Below are 18,380 nucleotides of genomic sequence, written 5' to 3' on the forward strand. Positions count from 1 at the left end.
CAGCCGTCCAGTCTACGTGTGCGGGGAGGCGTCCTTCGACCGCTCCGCCGGACCGCGCCGCACCGAACCCGGTGCCGCCCAGTCCGCCCGCTTGCGGGCGCGCCGCTTGGCCGCCTCGGAGGACTGCAGCTGGTAGGGCACCGAGGTCACCATCACGCCCGGCGTGAACAGCAACCGGCCCTTGAGCCGCAGCGCGCTCTGGTTGTGCAGCAGCTGCTCGTACCAGTGGCCGACCACGTACTCCGGAATGATCACGGACACCACGTCCCGCGGGGACTCCTTGCGCAGGTTCTTGACGTACTCGATGACCGGCCGCGTGACCTCGCGGTACGGGGAGTCCAGCACCTTCAGGGGCACCTCGATGCCGCGCCGTTCCCATTCCGCGTGCAGGGCCCGGGTCTCCGCGGTGTCGACGTTGACGCTGAGGGCCTCGAGGCTGTCGGAGCGCATCAGCTTGGCGTAGGCGAGGGCGCGCAGCGTGGGACGGTGGATCTTGGAGATCAGGACGACCGAGTGGACGCGGGAGGGACGCACCATGTCGTCGCCGGGGGCCTCGGGGGCGGCGATCTCCTCGGAGACGCGGTCGTAGTGCCGGCGGATGGCCGTCATCAGCACGTAGAAGAAGCACATGCCGAGCATCGCGACCCAGGCGCCGTGGGTGAACTTGGTGACGAGTACGACGACCAGGACCAGGCCTGTGAAGAAGGCGCCGAAGGCGTTGATGGCCCGGGAGCGGGTCATGTGGCGGCGTGCGGCCTGCTGCTTCTCCGTGGCCAGCAGGCGGTTCCAGTGCCGGACCATGCCGATCTGGCTGAGGGTGAAGGAAACGAAGACGCCGACGATGTAGAGCTGGATCAGGCGCGTGGTGCTGGCGCCGTAGACCCATACCAGCACGATGGCGGCGCCTGCGAGCAGCACGATGCCGTTGGAGAAGGCGAGCCGGTCGCCGCGGGTGTGCAGCTGGCGCGGGAGGTAGCGGTCCTGGGCGAGTATCGAGCCGAGCAGGGGGAAACCGTTGTAGGCGGTGTTGGCCGCGAGGAACAGCACCAGTGCGGTGGCGGCGGCCAGGCCGAGGAAGAGCAGGCTGCCCTCACCGAACACGGCCTCGGCGACCTGCGAGATCACCGGGTGCTGTACGTAGTCCGGGCCGAGCGGTACGCCGTCGTGGAACAGGTCCGTGGCCGGGTTCTCGGCCATGCGGACGCCGGTCGCGCCGGCCAGGGCGATGATGCCGCAGAACATGGTGACGGCGAGCAGGCCCATCATCGCGAGGGTGGTCGCCGCGTTCCTGGACTTGGGCTTGCGGAAGGCCGGTACGCCGTTGGAGATCGCCTCGACGCCGGTGAGCGCGGCGCAGCCGGAGGAGAAGGCGCGCAGCAGGAGGAAGATCAGGGCGAAGCCCGCCAGGCCCGGTTGTTCGGGGTTGATCTCGTAGTCCGCCGTGGGTGCCCGCATGTCGTCGCCGAGTACCACCGAGCGGAAGGTGCCCCACGCGATCATGGTGAAGACGCCGGCGACGAACACGTAGGTCGGGATCGCGAAGAGGGTGCCCGACTCCCGTACGCCCCGCAGGTTCATCAGCGTCAGCAGCACGATCGCCGCGATCGCGCAGGCCACCTTGTGCTCGACGACGAACGGGATGGCCGAGCCCAGGTTCTCGGTGCCGGCGGAGATCGACACGGCCACGGTGAGGACGTAGTCGACGAGCAGGGCGCTCGCGACGGTCACGCCCGCCCGGGGACCGAGGTTGGTCGTCGCCACCTCGTAGTCGCCGCCGCCGCTGGGGTAGGCGTGGACGTTCTGCCGGTAGGAGGCGACCACGGTGAACAGCAGGACGACGACCGCGACCGCGATCCAGGGGCTGAAGTGGTACGCCGACAGACCCGCGACGGAGAGGACGAGCAGGACCTCACCGGGCGCGTACGCCACGGAGGACAGCGGGTCGGATGCGAAGACGGGGAGTGCGACGCGCTTGGGCAGAAGCGTTTCGCCCAGTCGGTCGCTGCGCAACGCGCGCCCGATGAGAATGCGTTTGGGCACGTCGGTCAGTTTGGACACAACAGGGGATCGTAGGCGTTCGAACACGGGCAACCCACCCGCCACCCAGATCCATACGGCTTCCGTACGGCACTCGTGCCACCGCCGTGGTGCGGGCGTACGGCCTCTGCTCTCCGGGTGAAATCTTGGGGTGGTGGCGCTGCGGGTTCCGCGGCACACACCGGTTCCATGCCTATATGACTGGGCCCTGTCCGTCACGGCCGAGCCGCCCCTGTCCGTCGTCCGGGGCGGCCGGTCCGGACGGGCGGCCGCGCCCCGTCCGTCGCCGCTCCGTGGAGGTCCCCATGCACGTGACCGCAGAACTGATCGGCGCCCTCGCCGCACTGCTCGGCCTCGGGATCCTGACCCTGGCGAGCGTGCGCAGCATCACCCGCCGTTGACCGCCTCCCGGTGCGCATACGTTGGTCCCGGGTACCCGGCGCGGCGGTCGGCCCCCGGAGGGTACCGGGGGCGCGCCGTCCCGGCATGATGTTGCCCGGCGGCCCGCACTCAGGCCGCCACGGGTTGCCCGGCGAGCCGAAAGAGAGACATGAGCACGATGGTCATGAAGGTCGACGGGCCTGCAGGAAGCGCGGTGTGACGCGATGCATATTGTGATCATGGGGTGCGGGCGGGTGGGTTCCGCCCTGGCCCAGACCCTGGAGGAGCAGGGACACACGGTCGCCGTCATCGACCGGGACCCCACTTCCTTCCGTCGGCTGGGCTCCTCGTTCAGCGGCCGCCGGGTCACCGGGATCGGCTTCGACCAGGACACCCTGCGCGAGGCGGGCATCGAGGACGCGGGCGCCTTCGCCGCCGTCTCCAGCGGGGACAACTCCAACATCATCGCCGCGCGGGTGGCCCGCGAGATGTTCGGCATCGAGCACGTCGCCGCCCGCATCTACGACCCCCGCCGCGCGGAGGTCTACCAGCGCCTGGGCATCCCCACGGTGGCGACGGTCCGCTGGACGGCCGACCAGATGCTGCGCAGGCTGCTCCCCTCGGGCGCCGAGCCGCTGTGGCGCGATCCGACCGGCGGTGTGCAGCTCGCCGAGGTGCACACCTCGCAGGCCTGGGTGGGGCACCGGATCAGCAGACTGCAGGACCAGACCGGCGTCCGCGTGGCCTTCCTCACCCGGCTCGGCGAGGCGCTCCTGCCCAGCTCCCAGACGGTGTTGCAGGAGGGGGACCTGGTGCACGTGATGATGCGCACGGACGAGATCGACCGGGTCGAGGCGGCGTTCGCCAAGGGCCCCGAAGAGGAAGGCGGTCAGTGATGAGGGTCGCCATTGCCGGAGCCGGCGCGGTGGGCCGCTCGATCGCGGGCGAGTTGCTGGAGAACGGGCACGAGATCCTGCTCATCGACAAGGCGCCGACCGCCATCTCGGTCGAGCGCGTTCCGCGGGCCGAGTGGCTGCTCGCCGACGCCTGCGAGATCACCTCCCTGGACGAGGCGGCGCTCCAGCGCTGCAACGTCGTCATCGCCGCGACCGGCGACGACAAGGTCAACCTGGTCGTCTCCCTGCTGGCCAAGACGGAGTACGGCGTTCCGCGCGTCGTGTCCCGGGTGAACAACCCCAAGAACGAGTGGCTGTTCAACGAGTCCTGGGGCGTGGACGTGGCTGTCTCCACCCCGCGCCTGATGTCGGCCCTGGTCGAGGAGGCGGTCAGCGTCGGTGACCTGGTCCGGCTGCTGCGCTTCAGCCACGGGGACGCCAACCTGGTCGAGCTGACCCTGCCCGAGGAGTCGGCGCTGGCCGGCACCCAGGTCGGCGACGTCCAGTGGCCGCAGGACACCTCGCTGGTCACGATCATCCGGGGGACGCGCGTCCTCACCCCGACCCGGGAGGACTCCCTGGAGGCGGGCGACGAGCTGCTCTTCGTGGCCGCCCAGGCACGCGAGGAGCAGCTGGAGGACCTCCTGTCGGTACGCAGGACCGACACCGTGCGCTGACACCGGTCCGGTGGCGGTGGGACGTGAGTGGGGGCGCCCGGAGATCTCCGGGCGCCCCCACTCACGTCCTCACGTGCCGAACGAGGTGACTCAGGGCCGGCGGTGGCGGCCCGTCGTCGTCGCCTCGCCGTCCTCCGCGTACTGCGCCTTCTCCTGTTCTCGCGCGGCCTTGCGCTCCTCCTCGGCGCGCTCCTCCGCCTCCATCTCCGCGAACACGTCGATCGGCGGCGGCGCCTTCGCCAGGAACACCCACGTCAGGTACACCGCGAGCAGGAACGGCGGGATCTTCAGCGCGATCAGGACCCAGCCCAGCTGTGTCGTGTCCGCCCACCAGTACAGCGGGAACAGGATCGCGCTCTTGCCGAGCAGGATCAGGCCCCAGGCCCAACTGGCCTTGGTGTAAGCCTTCTTGCGCCCCGGGTTGCGGGTGCGCCAGGAGAGGTTCTCCCTGAAGATCGGGCCCAGCATCAGGCCGATCAGCGGGACACCGGCCAGCGCGGTGATGATGTACGCCAGGGCCAGGCCCGTGGTGTAGAGCATGCCCGGCAGGTAGAAGTCCTTGGCGTTGCCGGTCATCATCGCGAAGACCACGCCGAAGCCGACGCCGAAGACGCCGCTGAAGGCGTGCTTGACGGTGTCCTTCCTCGCCAGCCGGACCACGACCATCGCCAGCGACACGGCGAGCGCCGCGATCGCCGCCATGTGCAGGTTCTTGTTGATCGTGTAGATGCTGACGAACAGGAGGCCGGGCAGCACCGTCTCGACCATGCCCCGCACCCCGCCGAACGCCTCGAACAGGGCGGCCTCGGTCACCGCCCTGGCGTCGTCCGCGGATGTGTCTTCGGTTGTCGGCTTGTCGAGCGACGTCACCGGCTACTCCCGTCCGAGGGGTCTCAGTTCGTATTTCGGATTGAACAGCACCCGGCGGCCTCTGCTCAGGGAGATCCTGCCCGATGCGATCAGCCTGCGCCCCGGTTCTATCCCGACGATGGAGCGCCGGCCCAGCCACACCACATCCAGCGCGGCGGAGCCGTCGAACAGTTCGGCCTCCAGGGCCGGGACTCCCGCGCGCGGCCGCAGCGTGACCGTGCGCAAGGTACCAGTAACCGTCACTATCTGCCGGTCCTGACAGTCACCTATCCGGGTACAGCCGGTGGTCTCGGCGTCCTCACGCAGCTCCTCGGACTCCAGGTCCTCCTGCGACGAGGAGAGCCGGTCGAGCATGCGCCGGAACCGGCCCGCCGGTTTCTCCGAGCGAGGAAGAGCACTCATACGTGAAGCGTACCGGGGCACCCGAAGGTTACGTACCCGCTGCCTGCCCGGCCCGAACCGGCCGCTCCCGGCCGCTCCCGGCCGGCCCCCACGCACTCACCGCTCGAAGCGGTAGCCCATGCCCGGCTCGGTGATGAAGTGCTTCGGGTGGGCCGGGTCGGCCTCCAGCTTGCGGCGCAGCTGCGCCATGTACACGCGCAGGTAGTTCGTCTCCGTCCCGTACGACGGCCCCCAGACCTCCCGGAGCAGCTGCTTCTGCGCCACGAGCCGGCCGCCGTTGCGTACGAGCACCTCCAGCAGATGCCATTCGGTGGGGGTCAGCCGTACGTCCTTGCCGTCGCGGTGCACCTTCTTCGCGGCCAGGTCGACGGTGAACCCGTCGGTCTCCACCACCAGGTCGCCCTCGTCCTCGTTCTCGCCGGAGGGCTCGGCACGGCGCACGGCGGCCCGCAGCCTGGCCAGCAGTTCGTCCATGCCGAAGGGCTTGGTGACGTAGTCGTCGGCTCCCGCGTCGAGCGCCTGGACCTTCTCGTCGGAGGCGTGCCGGGCGGACAGCACCAGGATCGGCACCCGGGTCCAGCCGCGCAGTCCCCGGATCACCTCGACGCCGTCCATGTCGGGCAGGCCCAGGTCCAGGACGACCACGTCGGGATGGCGGGCGGCGGCCAGGCGGAGGGCTTCGGCTCCGTCGTGGGCGGAGTCGACCTCGTACGAGCGGGCCTTGAGGTTGATCACGAGGGCGCGCACGATCGCCGGCTCGTCGTCGACCACCAGCACACGGGTCATGAGGGCTGCCTTTCCGGTCCTGCGGGGCCCACGGGCTCCGGTTCTGCGGGGCGAACGGGCTCCGGTTCTGCGGGGCGAACGGGCTCCGTGGGTCCCGCCACCGGGGCCCTCGTCGCGGCCGTTGCCTCCGTCGCCGCCGTCTCCGACATCGCCGCCGTTGCCTCCGTCGCCGCCGTCTCCGACATCGCCGCCGTTGCCGCCGCGCGGAGGGTCAGTGTCATGGTGAGGCCGCCGCCCGGGGTGTCGTCGGCGTTCAGGGAGCCGCCCATGGCCTCGGTGAAGCCCCGCGCCACCGCCAGGCCGAGGCCCACCCCGGCCCCGCGCGGGGCGTCGCCGTAGCGCTGGAAAGGCTCGAATATGCGGTCCTTCGCATCGTCCGGGACGCCGGGGCCGCGGTCGACCACCCGCACCTCGACCCGATCGGCGAGCGCGCTGGCGGCCACCAGGACGGGGGTACCGGCGGGAGCGTACTTGACGGCGTTCTCGACCAGATTGGCCATCGCCCGCTCCAGCAGCCCGGGGTCGACGGCGACCATGGGAAGGGTCTCCGGGACGTCCAGGGTGACGCTGCCCTCGGGCACCCCGCCGAGTGCCATGGGCACCACCTCGTCCAGGTCGACCTCGCGGATCAGCGGGGTGACCGTGCCGGTGTGCAGGCGGGACATGTCGAGCAGGTTGCCCACCAGGTGGTCCAGGCGGTCGGCGCCGCCCTCGATGCCCTCGAGCAGCTCGGCCCGGTCCTCGGGCGACCAGTCGACGTCCTCGGAGCGCAGCGAGGAGACCGCTGCCTTGATCCCGGCCAACGGAGTGCGCAGGTCGTGGCTGACGGCGGCCAGCAGGGCGGTGCGGATGCGGTTGCCCTCGGCGAGGGTGCGCGCCCGGTCGGCCTCGGCGCGCAGCCGGCGGCGGTCCAGGGCGACGGCGGCCTGGGCGGCGAAGGCGCCCAGCACCCGGCGGTCCTCGGCGGGCAGGACCCGGCCGGTCAGCGCGAGCGCCATGTGGTCCCCCACCGGAACGTCCACGTCGGCGTCGTCGGGCCGTTCCAGGGCCGGGCCGGTGCCGGTCCGGCCGGCGCAGGTCCACGGCTCGACATCCCCCGCGCGTTCCAGCAGCGCAGCCGACTCCATACCGAAGGTCTGGCGGACCCGTTCCAGCAGCTCCTCCAGGCCGGTCTCGCCGCGCAGCACATTGCCGGCGAGGAACGACAGGATCTCCGACTCGGCGCGCAGCCGGGCCGCCTGGTGCGTGCGGCGGGCGGCGAGGTCGACGACGGACGCCACCGCCGCGCCGACGGCGACGAAGATCACGATGGCGATGATGTTCTTCGGGTCGGAGACCGACCAGCGGTGCAGGGGCGGTGTGTAGAAGTAGTTCAGCAGCAGCGAGCCGAACGCCGCCGAGGCCAGGGCCGGCCGAAGCCCGCCGAGCAGCGCCGCGGCCACGGTCAGCGACAGGAACAGCAGCATGTCGTTGGCCAGGCCCGGGTCGAAGGCGCTGAGCAGCAGGGCCAGCACCGCGGGACCCGCCACTCCGACCGCCCAGCCCCACGCCACCCGCGACCGGCCGAGCCGGGCGCCCCGGGCCACCGGCAGTCCGCGTCCCTTGGCGATCGCCTCGTGGGTCACGATGTGCACGTCCAGGTCGGGACCTGAGTCCCGCGCGACGGTCGCGCCGACGCCGGGGCCGAAGACGTACTGCCACGCCTTGCGGCGCGAGGAGCCCAGCACGATCTGGGTGGCGTTCGCCGCGCGCGCGAAGGCGAGCAGAGCGGCCGGGATGTCGTCCCCGACCACGTGGTGGAAGGTGCCGCCCAGGCTTTCCACCAGGGTCCGCTGCTCGGCCAGTTCGCCGGGCGAGGCGGCGGTGAGACCGTCCCCGCGGGCGATGTAGACCGCGAGCACCTCGCCCCCGGCGCCCTTCTCGGCCAGCCGCGCGGCACGGCGGATCAGGGTGCGGCCCTCGGGCCCGCCGGTCAGACCGACCACGATCCGTTCGCGTGAGCCCCAGATCGCCGAGACGTCGTGCTCGCTGCGGTACCGCTGGAGGTACTCGTCGACCCGGTCGGCCACCCACAGCAGCGCGAGTTCCCTGAGCGCGGTGAGGTTGCCGGGACGGAAGTAGTTCGACAGGGCCGCGTCGACCTTGTCCGGCTGGTAGACGTTGCCGTGCGCCATCCGGCGGCGGAGCGCCTCGGGCGTCATGTCGACCAGCTCCGTCTGGTCGGCCCGCCGCACCACCTCGTCCGGTACGGTCTCCTGCTGCCGGACGCCGGTGATCGACTCCACGACGTCGCCGAGGGACTCCAGGTGCTGGATGTTGAGGGTCGACAGCACGTCGATGCCGGCGGCCAGCAGTTCCTCCACGTCCTGCCAGCGCTTCGCGTTGCGCGAGCCGGGCACGTTGGTGTGGGCGAGTTCGTCGACGAGGACCACTTGGGGGCGGCGGGCGAGGACGGCGTCGAGGTCCATCTCGGGGAGGACGGCGCCGCGGTGCTCCAGCTCCCGGCGCGGTATCTGTTCCAGGCCCTCCAGCAGTGCCCTGGTACGCGGCCGGTCGTGGTGCTCGACGAACCCGACCACGCAGTCGGTGCCCCGCTCGACACGGCGCTGTGCCTCGGACAGCATCGCGTACGTCTTGCCGACGCCCGGTGCCGCGCCGAGGTGGATCCGAAGTCTGCCGCGTCCCATGCCCCTCATTGTCTTCCGGTTCCGGACAGCGCGGTTGCCGGTCGCCGGTTCACCGCTGTCTGCGCGGAGTCGACCCTACGTTCGTCCGGGGCGGCCGAAGGCGGCGGCCCCGGAGGCGGGACGCGCCCTTGACGGAACCCTGACGGGCGGCTGCGGGGGGGGCCGCCGGGGTTCCGGCGGGGAACCCGTCGACGACGGCGGGGCCGCGCCCGGTGGGGACGCTGTCGGTCAACAGCGTCCCGGTCGGGTGCGGCCCCGCCGTCGTGGCTGCGAAGCGCTACGCGATCAGCGGACCTCGGTGATCTCCGGTCCGCGCGCCAGCTGTCCCATGCCGCCCGCGAAGCGGGAGCCTTCGGAGGCCTCCTCCTGCTGCACGCCCTCGGGGACCATCTGCGCGTCGTCGGGCAGCTTCAGGACGATCGGATCGCGCGGCGCCATCGGGCCGTCCCCGCGCACCACGACCGTGTCCCGGAAGATCTGCTCCAGCAGCCCGGCGGCCTGCGGCTGCACCGCGCCCTGACCCGAGATCACCCCGCGCAGGAACCAGCGCGGGCCGTCCACTCCGACGAACCGGACGACCTGGAAACCGCCCGTACCGTCCGGCAGCTGCACCGGCACCTGGGCCCGCAGCTCCCAGCCCAGCGGGCCCTCGACCTCGTCGATGATGCCGCCCTGCTGGGTGATGCCGGACGCGATCTCCTCACGGACCTCGCCCCAGATACCCTCACGCTTGGGGGCCGCGAAACCCTGCAACTGGATGGCGCTGTCGCTCAGCACGACGGTGGCCGCGACGATCGCGTCGCCGGCGACCTCGACCCGCAGCTCCATGCCGTCCACTCCGGGCACGAACAGACCGCCCAGGTCGACCCTGCCCTCGCCGGGCTCTCTCACCTCGGTGCTGTCCCACGGCCCGTCGGGCCGCGGCGCCGGCTCGAGCCTCAGCCGCTCGGCCTCGCCGGCCGCCTCCGTGTCGACACCGTCGACGACCTGCTCGGCCTCGCCGGCCGCGTCCTCGGCGGCATCCCTCTTCTTGCGACGTCCGAACACGTCACTGTCCTTCCCGGTCGGATACGACCGAAGCGTATCGATTCCCACCCGCTGTACCGCCGACGGCGGCCTGAACGCTTGTGCCGCTCTTACCTTCCACCGAGGCATGGCCGCCGGTGGATCCGAAGCCCCCCTCGGCCCGTACCGAGCGGGGCAGCTCCGCGACCGGCACGAAACGGACCCGCTCGACCTGCTGGACGACCAGTTGGGCAATCCGGTCGAAACGCTCGAACCGCACGGCCTCGCGCGGGTCGAGATTCACCACGATCACCTTGATCTCCCCACGGTACCCGGCATCAACCGTCCCCGGGGCATTCACCAGGGCGACACCGCAGCGCGCGGCCAGTCCGGATCGCGGGTGCACGAAGGCCGCGTACCCCTCCGGCAGGGCCACAGACACTCCGGTGGGCAGGACGGCCCGTTTCCCGGGTGCCAGCTCGCACGCCTCGGTGGTCCGCAGATCGGCACCCGCGTCACCGGGGTGCTCGTACGCCGGAAGCGGCACGTCCGGGTCGACGCGCCGGATCAGCACCTCGAGCCGGCCGTCGGGGCGCGCGTCGCCGCGGGGCACGGTCACGGGTTCACCTCGAAGGCGCGGGCGCGACGGACCTGGTCGGGGTCGTCCATGGCTGCCCGGATCTCCTCCGGGCGCCCGTGGTCGACGAAGTGGTCGACCTTGACCTCGATGAACAGCGCGTCGGCGCGGATGGCGACGGGGCCGTCGGGACCGCCGATGCGTCCGGTGGCGGTGGAGTAGATCTTCCGTCCGGCCACCGCGGTCACCTCCGCCTCCAGGTGGAGGGTGGCGTCGACCGGCACGGGCAGGACGTAGTCGGTCTCGAGCCTGCCGGTCACGGCGATCGTGCGCAGCAGCCAGTTCAGCGCGCCGAGCGTCTCGTCGAGGGCGGTGGCGAGCACTCCGCCGTGCGCGAGGCCGGGGGCGCCCTGGTGGGCGGGGCGCACGGTGAACAGGGCGGTGACCGACACGCCTTCGCCGGCCCGCGCCTCGATGTGCAGCCCGTGGGGTTGCTCGCCGCCGCAGCCGAAGCACTGGTCGTAGTGCGCGCCGAGCAGCTCACCGGGTGCGGGGGCGTCCGGGTGGCGCACCGGTGCCACGGCGTCGGCGGGGGGCTGAAGACCTGAGGAAGTACCACTCACAGGCGCAGACCTTACCCGCCCTCCCGCCACCCACCACCGCCCTGCCCGGCAGCACTTGGGGCCTCTCGTTCGGATCATGCCGGGCTCGCGGAGTCCGGCACACCCCGGCCGGACGGATGCCGCCCGCCGCCTCCGCCTTGATCCGCCCGACAGGCCCTGGCGCCGGCCGCCCTGACCGCGGCCCCGTCCCGGCACCGTGCCAAGCTTGGATCCATGCAGCTCTCCGCCCTCCCCTACGAAGAACGCCTGACGGCTCCCCGCTCCTGGTGGCTGGTCTCCTTGCTCACAGGCGTCTCGATGGCACTGATCGTGCTGCCGTTCGGCATCCTGCCGATGCTCGGCGGCCTGGCCGGCGGCACCGCGGCGGCCGCGGTGGTGGCCAGCGCGTACGGCTCGGTACGGATCCGGGTCGTGGGCGGCCTGCTGATCGCCGGTGAGGCGAAGATCCCGGTGGCGGCGCTGGGAACGATGGAGGTCCTGGACGCCGAGGAGGCTCGCGCCTGGCGCACCCACCGGGCCGATCCGCGCTGCTTCATGCTGCTGCGGGCCTATGTGCCGGGGGCGCTGCGGGTGGAGATCACCGACCCGGAGGACCCGACGCCGTACGCCTTCCTGTCGACGCGCGAGCCGGAACGGCTGGCGGAGGCCCTGCGGGCGGCGAAGGCCGCCGCGTAGCACGGCGGGGAACGCCCGGGCGAACTGCCGCCCGTCGGGCGGGAGCAGGGCGCCCGACGACGTCCGTCGCCCACCGCCCCGTCGTTCCCGCTGTGCCGTACCCGGATCAGCCGGATCAGGCTCTCCCGGGGCCGTCGCTCCCGTCCGGGTGGCCACCGCTGCCGAGCACTTTGCGGAGGGCGCCGCCGGTGAGCCTGTCCATCTCCAGGGCGTCGGCCGGGACCTCGAGGGCGGGGAGGGCGGGCAGCTCCTCCCAGGACACCTGGATCTTGCGGAGGTCGGTCCGGATGCGGGTGGCGAGCTTCCTGGTGTCCCGGCGGTTCATGACCGCGCCGACGGCGGCTCCCACCAGGAACGGCATCAGGTTCGGCAGGTTGCGGACGGTGCGCTTCATGATCTGCTGACGCAGTTCGCGCTTCATGCGGCTGTTCAGCGCCGCACTCACGGTCGAGGGCCTCGTCGCCTCGATCCCGCGCTCCTGCGACCAGGAGTTCAGGTACACGGTGCTGCGCTGCCCGAGGTTGCCGGCCGGGCGTACGCCGTAGACCTCGTGGAGTTCGGCGATCATCTTGAGTTCGATCGCCGCGACGCCGGTGATCTCGGCGGCCAGCTCCGTCGGCATCGCGGGCGGTACGGGCATCATCGCCGCCGCGCCGACACCGGCCCCGACGGAGGCCGTGGCCCTGCAGGCGCCCACCACGAGCTTCTCCGCGAGCTCCTCGGGACCGAGTCCCGGGAACTGCCTGCGCAGCGTCTCCAGGTCCCGTACGGGCACCCGCGGGGCGAGTTCGATGATCAGGTCCGCGAGGTGTGCCAGGCCCGCACGCGCGCGGGCGCCGCCCTTCTGGGCGCCTTCCCTGGCCTTGTCCCGGAACGCCGCGGCACGTCTGCGGGCCACCGGGGCGGGGGCGGTGACCTCCACGGGTCCCGGGAGGTCACCCCGGTAGGCCGCGGGTCCGAGCGAGGCCGCCCCGGTATCGGTCGAGCCGGTATCGGTTGAGCCTCGCTCGTGGTCACGCGCGTCGCGCCGGGGGCCGTCCTGCGGCCCCGAGTCCGCTTCCCCCGAGAGAAAGCGGCGCTTCCGAGGAGGGGTCGAGCCAGTCACGGCCGACCCGCCCTCAGTCGCAGTCGCGACAGATCGGCTGGCCGTTCTTCTCCCGGGCCAGCTGGCTGCGGTGGTGCACCAGGAAGCAGCTCATGCAGGTGAACTCGTCCTGCTGCTTGGGCAGGACCCGGACGGCCAGCTCTTCGTTCGACAGGTCCGCTCCGGGCAGTTCGAGGCCTTCCGCGGCCTCGAACTCGTCGACATCCACGGCCGAGGCCGACTTGTCGTTGCGGCGGGCCTTCAGCTCTTCAAGACTGTCCGAGTCGACGTCGTCGTCGGTCTTGCGTGGAGTGTCGTAATCGGTTGCCATGGTCGCTCTCCCCCTCTGGGTGTATGCGGTCTCTTCAGCGCACGTAACGCGCGAGAGGCCGGACTTGTGCCCGACCCGAGGCGGAGATTTTGCCTCACATCAAGGTCTGTTACTCAATCGACACCCAACCGAACCCCTCATGAGCGGTCGGCTTGGATGGCGATGGGGACCGTACACGGTCCGAACGCGGCACTTCAAAGCCGCCTCACCGTGTACTTCCCGTAATCGAAGCCTCTGAAAACCGGGAGATACCCGGCCTTCCGGGGACTTCGTAATCACGGAGTGTCGACGGGCCGAACGTCGTCCCTGTGATCGATCCCACACGGAGGCGCCGGAGGGGCCCTCCGGCGATTCCGCCCAAAGCGAACACCCCGTCGTGTCGGCGACATAATGTCAGATCGGCAGGGTGACGCGCATCACGAGCCCGCCACCCTCGCGCGGCTGGGCATAGACGTGCCCGCCGTGCGCCCGCGCCACCGACCGGACGATGGAGAGTCCCAGGCCGACCCCCTTGTCGCTGCCCGTCCGCTCGGTGCGCAGCCGCCGGAAGGGCTCGAACAGATTGTCGACCTCGTACGCCGGTACCACCGGGCCCGTGTTGGACACCACCAGGACCGCCTGCCCGTGCTCGACATCGGTGGTGACCTCCACCCACCCCCGCTCGGCCACGTTGTAGCGCACGGCGTTCTGGACCAGGTTCAGGGCGATCCGCTCCAGCAGGACGCCGTTGCCCCGGACGACCGCGGGCTTCCGCACTCCGTGGATCTCCACACCCGTGGCCTGCGCCTCGGCATGCACCTGGTCGATGGCCTGGGAGGCCACCTCGGCGAGATCCACCGGCTTGCGCTCGACGATCTGGTTGTCGCTGCGGGCGAGCAGCAGCAGGCCCTCCACGAGCTGCTCGCTGCGCTCGTTGGTGGCCAGCAGCGTCTTGCCGAGCTGCTGGAGCTCGACCGGCGCGTTCGGGTCGGAGAGGTGCACCTCGAGCAGCGTGCGATTGATCGCCAGCGGGGTGCGCAGCTCGTGCGAGGCATTGCCCACGAAGCGCTGCTGGGCGGTGAAGGCCCGCTGCAGCCGCTCCAGCATGTCGTCGAAGGTGTCGGCCAGCTCCTTGAGCTCGTCGTCCGGGCCGTCCAGCTCGATCCGGCGGGACAGGTCGGAGCCCGCCACCGCGCGCGCGGTGCGGGTGATCCGGCCCAGCGGCGACAGGACGCGGCCGGCCATGGCGTACCCGAAGGCGAAGGCGATGATCGCGAGGCCGAGCAGGGCGAGGAGCGAGCGGCTGAGCAGGTTGTCCAGGGCGTGCTGGCGCTGCACGTTCACACAGGCGTTCAGCGCGGCGTTCAGCTCGTCGGCGGGCAGCTGGGCGCTGCGCAGCCGGCAGGTGTCGCTGGACACCTGCCCGGACAGGATCCGGAAGGGCAGGTCGCTGCCCACGTTCAGCGCGTTCGCGGCGAGCAGGTAGATGATCGACAGCAGCAGGATCCCGGCGATCAGGAACATGCCGCCGTAGAGCAGGGTGAGCCGTATCCGGATGGTCGGGCGCAGCCAGGGGAAGGGCGGTACGGGCCTGCGGGGGTCCCAGGTGGGCTTCGGAGGAGCCGGCGGGGACGGCGGTGCGGGGGTGGGGGTGGTGGCCACGGGATCAGATCCGGTAGCCCGAGCCGGGCACGGTCACGATGACCGGCGGCTCGCCCAGTTTGCGGCGCAGGGTCATGACGGTCACCCGCACCACGTTGGTGAACGGGTCGGTGTTCTCGTCCCACGCCTTTTCGAGGAGCTGCTCGGCCGAGACGACGGCGCCCTCGCTGCGCATGAGCACTTCCAGGACGGCGAACTCCTTGGGCGCGAGCTGGACCTCCTTGCCCTCGCGGAAGACCTCGCGGCGGTTGGGGTCGAGCTTGATCCCGGCGCGCTCCAGGACCGGCGGCAGCGGCACGCTGGTACGCCGTCCCAGGGCACGCACGCGCGCGATGAGCTCGCTGAACGCGAAGGGCTTGGGCAGGTAGTCGTCGGCGCCGATCTCCAGGCCTTCGACCCGGTCGCTGACGTCGCCGGAGGCCGTGAGCATCAGCACACGCGTGGGCATGCCGAGTTCGACGATCCTGCGGCACACGTCGTCGCCGTGCACGAGGGGGAGGTCGCGGTCCAGGACGACCACGTCGTAGTCGTTGACGCCGATGCGCTCGAGGGCGGCCGCACCGTCGTACACGACATCGACGGCCATGGCCTCCCGACGCAGCCCGGTGGCCACCGCATCGGCGAGCAGTTGCTCGTCCTCGACGACGAGTACGCGCACGTCGTTTGTCCTTCCTACGTCCTGCCGGGCAGCGCTCCGGAGCGCATGCGCGCAGGGTCCTGGTGAGTGTGTTGCCTCCATCCTGCCCTTTTCGGCCGTAAGTCGGCGGTAAGCCGGGGAACGGACGGGCGGCGGAAGGGGCGGGGGCGGACAGCAGGCCCCGGCGGACGGCCACCGGACCGGGAAGCGGGCGGTGGCGAGCGGGCGCGGGTCCGGGGGAACGGACGGTGGCACGAGGGCGGGAGACCGGGGAACGTCCCGGAGAACGGAAGGGGAATACGAGATTTTCTCGTCCGGTTAGGTTTCCGCGGAAGGGAGCCTGGGGAGGACGGGTTTTACATCCCGCGATCACACTCTGCTTGCACCGCACCACCATGCGGTGCGCTTCGGTCCGTTTTGCGCAGAGCGGACCCGGATGTCCGAAGCCGTAGCCCCCCGGCCGAGCGGCGCCGGTCATCCACCGGAGACGTGATCGTCCCTTTCGAACCGGCACACCCCGGTGCCATCGATCCACGACCCACGACCCAGGACGAGGGGGCGCAGCATGGACGCTTTCACCGCAGGACTTCTGCAGCGCATAAGGACGACCGAGTCCGATCTGTCCCGGGCCCTCGACGAGGGAGACGACTTCCTCGTCGAGGTGGAGCAGGGCGAACTCGACGACCTGCGCCGGCTCGCCGCCGAGCACGGTGTGGAGGTCGACGCGGCCCGCGTCTGATCAGCCCGCTGCAATGAGCCCGGCACGAGCGGGCCCCGGCGAATCCAGCGCCGGGGCCCGCTTCGTCGTTCTCCGGGACCGTCGTCCCGGCCGTCCGTCAGTCGCGCCAGGCGCCGAAGTCCTCCAGCAGCCTCTGGAGGGGCTCGAAGACACCCGGGGTGGCCGCGACCGCGAGGTCCCACGAGGGGCGCTCACCGGGCCGTCCACCGGTCAGCGCGCCCGCCTCCCGGGCGATCAGGTCCCCCGCGGCCAGGTCCCAGGGGTGCAGCCCACGCTCGTAGTAGCCGTCGAGCCGGCCGCAGGCCAGGTCGCAGAGGTCGACCGCGGCCGAGCCGCCGCGCCGGATGTCCCGCAGGAGCGGGATCAGCCGCCGCGCGACATCGGCCTGGTGGGTGCGGACCTCGGCGACGTAGTTGAAACCGGTCGAGACCAGCGCCTGATCCAGGGGCGGCGCGGGACGGCAGGTCAGCGTGCGCTCGCCCTCCCACGCGCCGGTGGCCCGTGCCCCGCCGCCGCGGACCGCGTGATACGTCTCACCCCGCATCGGGGCGGCGACCACCCCGACGACGGTCTCGCCGTCCTGCTCGGCGGCGATGGAGACGGCCCACGTGGGCAGCCCGTACAGGTAGTTGACCGTGCCGTCGAGCGGATCGATCACCCAGCGCACGCCGCTGGTGCCCGCGGTCGAGCCGCCCTCCTCGCCGAGGACGCCGTCGTCGGGCCGGTGTTCGGCGATCAACCCGGTGATCAGCTTCTCGGCCGCGATGTCCATCTCGGTGACGATGTCGATCGGACTGGACTTGGTCGCGGCGACCTCGAGGTCGGCCGGACGGCCGTCCCGCAGCAGCTCACCCGCGCGGCGTGCCGCTTCGCGGGCCAGCTCCAGCAGTTCCGCGTGCAGGGGGTCGGTCACGGCGCTCCTCAGGAGTAGGGGCTTTCCGGCGGATCAAGTCGGAGGTAACTGGCGGCATCTTTCCATCTGGGGGGAGCGGGGTCCGGTGCGTGCAACTGCACGGCGGAGGAGAGAGCCGACGCGATGGGGGTCCCTCCCGCGCGAGCGAAGCCGAGCGGGAGGGAGTCGGCGACCGACGACAACGCCGCTGGGGGCGCCCCCTGCTCGAAGAGCTTGGGGGAGGGCGTGCCGGACCCCGCGTCTCCGGCATGATCCGCCGGACAGCCCCTACGGGCTGTCGGCGCCCGCGGCGGCCGGACGCGAGGCACGGGCCGGGCAGCAGCCCACCGGGCAGAGGTCGTGGCTCGCGCCGAGGGCGCCCAGGGCGCAGGGGGTGACGTCCTGGCCGCGTTCGGTGGCCGCGCGCTCCACGGTCAGGTCGCGGATCGCGGCGGCGAACCGCGGGTCGGCGCCCACGGTCGCCGAGCGGCGCACCGGCAGCCCCAGTTCCCCGGCCTTGGCCGTGGCCTCGGTGTCGAGGTCGTAGAGGACCTCCATGTGGTCGGAGACGAAGCCGATGGGGGCCATGACCACGGCCGGGGCCCCGGCCGCGTGCCGCTCCTCGATGTGGTCGCAGATGTCGGGCTCCAGCCAGGGGATGTGCGGGGCGCCGGAGCGGGACTGGTAGACGAGCTGCCAGGGATGCTCCACTCCGGTGCGCTCCCGCACGGCGTCGGCGATCAGCCGGGCCACGTCCAGGTGCTGTGCCACGTACGCGCCGCCGTCGCCGTGCTGCTCGACGGGTCCCGAGGTGTCGGCGGAGGCGATGGGGATCGAGTGGGTGCAGAAGGCGATGTGCGCGCCCTCACGCACCTCCTCGGGCAGGTCGGCGAGCGAGCGGACGATCCCGTCGACCATGGGCTCCACGAAGCCGGGGTGGTTGAAGTAGTGCCGCAGCTTGTCGACCTGGGGCAGCTCCAAGCCCTCGGCCGCCAGCGTCGCCAGGGAGTCGGCGAGGTTCTCGCGGTACTGGCGGCAGCCGGAGTACGAGGCGTAGGCGCTGGTGGCCAGGACGAGGATGCGGCGGCGCCCGTCGCGGACCATCTCGCGCAGGGTGTCGGTCAGATAGGGCGCCCAGTTGCGGTTGCCCCAGTAGACCGGGAGGGCGAGGCCGTGGTCGGCGAAGTCCTCGCGCAGGGCGTCCAGCAGGGCGCGGTTCTGTTCGTTGATGGGGCTGACCCCGTCGAACAGGAAGTAGTGCTCGCCGACTTCCTTCAGGCGTTCCTTGGGGATGCCGCGCCCACGCGTCACGTTCTCCAGGAACGGGACCACGTCGTCCGGGCCTTCGGGGCCACCGAAGGAGAGCAGGAGCAGGGCGTCGTAGGGGGTGGGATCGAGCTCGTCAGGCATGCCTCGATCCTGCCACCCGCCGCGGGCCGC

At 71.6% G+C, this 18,380-nt stretch carries 18 protein-coding genes; 4 read left to right on the forward strand and 14 right to left on the reverse strand.

All coding sequences use genetic code 11. The features are described from left to right. Positions 1–12: 12 nt before the first annotated feature. Positions 13–2,058, reverse strand: a complete 2,046-nt coding sequence (locus ACFP2V_RS01230; protein WP_381204397.1) for an APC family permease — start codon at positions 2,056–2,058, stop codon at positions 13–15. Positions 2,059–2,642: 584 nt separating this feature from the next. Here ACFP2V_RS01230 and ACFP2V_RS01235 point away from each other — a divergent pair. Together ACFP2V_RS01235 and ACFP2V_RS01240 are read left to right on the forward strand one after the other, a co-directional pair. Further along, complete coding sequence (locus ACFP2V_RS01235; RefSeq protein ID WP_381204398.1) at positions 2,643–3,314, forward strand: potassium channel family protein; 672 nt, start codon at positions 2,643–2,645, stop codon at positions 3,312–3,314. After that, positions 3,314–3,991, forward strand: coding sequence for a potassium channel family protein (locus ACFP2V_RS01240; RefSeq protein ID WP_381204399.1), 678 nt, complete (start codon positions 3,314–3,316; stop codon positions 3,989–3,991). Before ACFP2V_RS01235 ends, ACFP2V_RS01240 begins: the two co-directional genes overlap by 1 nt. A gap of 90 nt (positions 3,992–4,081) precedes the next feature. On the opposite strand, the gene ACFP2V_RS01245 is transcribed toward ACFP2V_RS01240, so the two are convergent. The 7 genes from ACFP2V_RS01245 to ACFP2V_RS01275 form a co-directional block, all read right to left on the reverse strand. Further along, positions 4,082–4,861 (reverse strand): DUF3159 domain-containing protein, encoded by a 780-nt coding sequence (locus ACFP2V_RS01245; RefSeq protein ID WP_381204400.1) that lies wholly within the window; start codon positions 4,859–4,861, stop codon positions 4,082–4,084. A gap of 3 nt (positions 4,862–4,864) precedes the next feature. Then, complete coding sequence (locus tag ACFP2V_RS01250; protein WP_381204401.1) at positions 4,865–5,263, reverse strand: OB-fold nucleic acid binding domain-containing protein; 399 nt, start codon at positions 5,261–5,263, stop codon at positions 4,865–4,867. Between the two features lie 96 nt (positions 5,264–5,359). Then, a complete protein-coding gene (locus tag ACFP2V_RS01255) occupies positions 5,360–6,049 on the reverse strand; it encodes a response regulator (RefSeq protein WP_381204402.1) in 690 nt (229 codons plus the stop codon). After that, a complete protein-coding gene (locus tag ACFP2V_RS01260; RefSeq protein WP_381204403.1) occupies positions 6,046–8,736 on the reverse strand; it encodes a sensor histidine kinase in 2,691 nt (896 codons plus the stop codon). Before ACFP2V_RS01260 ends, ACFP2V_RS01255 begins: the two co-directional genes overlap by 4 nt. 285 nt (positions 8,737–9,021) lie before the next feature. Further along, positions 9,022–9,783, reverse strand: a complete 762-nt coding sequence (locus ACFP2V_RS01265) for a DUF3710 domain-containing protein (RefSeq protein WP_381204404.1) — start codon at positions 9,781–9,783, stop codon at positions 9,022–9,024. 1 nt (position 9,784) lies between these two features. Then, positions 9,785–10,360: a dUTP diphosphatase gene (dut, locus tag ACFP2V_RS01270; RefSeq protein ID WP_381204405.1), complete on the reverse strand. Its 576-nt coding sequence runs from the start codon at positions 10,358–10,360 to the stop codon at positions 9,785–9,787. Next, positions 10,357–10,941, reverse strand: a complete 585-nt coding sequence (locus ACFP2V_RS01275) for a PaaI family thioesterase (protein WP_381204406.1) — start codon at positions 10,939–10,941, stop codon at positions 10,357–10,359. The genes dut and ACFP2V_RS01275 overlap by 4 nt, the downstream gene beginning before the upstream one ends. A gap of 213 nt (positions 10,942–11,154) precedes the next feature. Here ACFP2V_RS01275 and ACFP2V_RS01280 point away from each other — a divergent pair, with 213 nt between their 5' ends. Continuing rightward, positions 11,155–11,616 (forward strand): DUF3093 domain-containing protein, encoded by a 462-nt coding sequence (locus ACFP2V_RS01280; RefSeq protein ID WP_381204407.1) that lies wholly within the window; start codon positions 11,155–11,157, stop codon positions 11,614–11,616. Between the two features lie 115 nt (positions 11,617–11,731). Here ACFP2V_RS01280 and ACFP2V_RS01285 read toward each other — a convergent pair whose 3' ends face one another. The 4 genes from ACFP2V_RS01285 to ACFP2V_RS01300 all read right to left on the reverse strand — a co-directional run bounded on the left by ACFP2V_RS01285 (position 11,732) and on the right by ACFP2V_RS01300 (position 15,330). Next, on the reverse strand, positions 11,732–12,721 hold the full coding sequence (locus tag ACFP2V_RS01285; protein WP_381204408.1) for a hypothetical protein: 990 nt from the start codon (positions 12,719–12,721) through the stop codon (positions 11,732–11,734). Positions 12,722–12,734: 13 nt separating this feature from the next. After that, the gene (locus tag ACFP2V_RS01290) at positions 12,735–13,031 is read right to left on the reverse strand and encodes a DUF4193 domain-containing protein (RefSeq protein WP_003993510.1); all 297 of its coding nucleotides are present in this window, start codon (positions 13,029–13,031) and stop codon (positions 12,735–12,737) included. Positions 13,032–13,424: 393 nt separating this feature from the next. Next, positions 13,425–14,672: a sensor histidine kinase gene (locus ACFP2V_RS01295; RefSeq protein ID WP_381204409.1), complete on the reverse strand. Its 1,248-nt coding sequence runs from the start codon at positions 14,670–14,672 to the stop codon at positions 13,425–13,427. 4 nt (positions 14,673–14,676) lie between these two features. Beyond that, positions 14,677–15,330 carry a response regulator transcription factor gene (locus ACFP2V_RS01300; RefSeq protein ID WP_266726523.1) on the reverse strand — a complete coding sequence of 218 codons (654 nt, stop codon included), beginning with the start codon at positions 15,328–15,330 and terminating at the stop codon, positions 14,677–14,679. A 544-nt stretch (positions 15,331–15,874) separates the two neighbouring features. Between ACFP2V_RS01300 and ACFP2V_RS01305 the strand changes: the two genes are divergently transcribed. After that, on the forward strand, positions 15,875–16,048 hold the full coding sequence (locus ACFP2V_RS01305) for a hypothetical protein (protein ID WP_381204410.1): 174 nt from the start codon (positions 15,875–15,877) through the stop codon (positions 16,046–16,048). A 97-nt stretch (positions 16,049–16,145) separates the two neighbouring features. On the opposite strand, the gene ACFP2V_RS01310 is transcribed toward ACFP2V_RS01305, so the two are convergent. Together ACFP2V_RS01310 and ACFP2V_RS01315 are read right to left on the reverse strand one after the other, a co-directional pair. Continuing rightward, positions 16,146–16,961, reverse strand: a complete 816-nt coding sequence (locus tag ACFP2V_RS01310) for an inositol monophosphatase family protein (RefSeq protein ID WP_381204411.1) — start codon at positions 16,959–16,961, stop codon at positions 16,146–16,148. Positions 16,962–17,228: 267 nt separating this feature from the next. Continuing rightward, on the reverse strand, positions 17,229–18,350 hold the full coding sequence (locus ACFP2V_RS01315) for a ferrochelatase (protein ID WP_381204412.1): 1,122 nt from the start codon (positions 18,348–18,350) through the stop codon (positions 17,229–17,231). Positions 18,351–18,380: the final 30 nt, after the last annotated feature.

The sequence above is a fragment of the Streptomyces incanus genome (assembly GCF_042656345.1).
Taxonomy (GTDB): Bacteria; Actinomycetota; Actinomycetes; order Streptomycetales; family Streptomycetaceae; genus Streptomyces; species Streptomyces incanus.

Excerpts from the sequence above, each read along its gene's own strand:
- ACFP2V_RS01280 (WP_381204407.1), top strand. The coding sequence starts at position 11,155 with ATGCAGCTCTCCGCCCTCCCCTACGAAGAACGCCTGACGGCTCCCCGC.
- ACFP2V_RS01305 (WP_381204410.1), top strand. The coding sequence starts at position 15,875 with ATGGACGCTTTCACCGCAGGACTTCTGCAGCGCATAAGGACGACCGAG.
- ACFP2V_RS01235 (WP_381204398.1), top strand. The coding sequence starts at position 2,643 with ATGCATATTGTGATCATGGGGTGCGGGCGGGTGGGTTCCGCCCTGGCC.
- ACFP2V_RS01315 (WP_381204412.1), bottom strand. The coding sequence starts at position 18,350 with ATGCCTGACGAGCTCGATCCCACCCCCTACGACGCCCTGCTCCTGCTC.
- ACFP2V_RS01240 (WP_381204399.1), top strand. The coding sequence starts at position 3,314 with ATGAGGGTCGCCATTGCCGGAGCCGGCGCGGTGGGCCGCTCGATCGCG.
- ACFP2V_RS01255 (WP_381204402.1), bottom strand. The coding sequence starts at position 6,049 with ATGACCCGTGTGCTGGTGGTCGACGACGAGCCGGCGATCGTGCGCGCC.
- ACFP2V_RS01250 (WP_381204401.1), bottom strand. The coding sequence starts at position 5,263 with ATGAGTGCTCTTCCTCGCTCGGAGAAACCGGCGGGCCGGTTCCGGCGC.
- ACFP2V_RS01260 (WP_381204403.1), bottom strand. The coding sequence starts at position 8,736 with ATGGGACGCGGCAGACTTCGGATCCACCTCGGCGCGGCACCGGGCGTC.
- ACFP2V_RS01290 (WP_003993510.1), bottom strand. The coding sequence starts at position 13,031 with ATGGCAACCGATTACGACACTCCACGCAAGACCGACGACGACGTCGAC.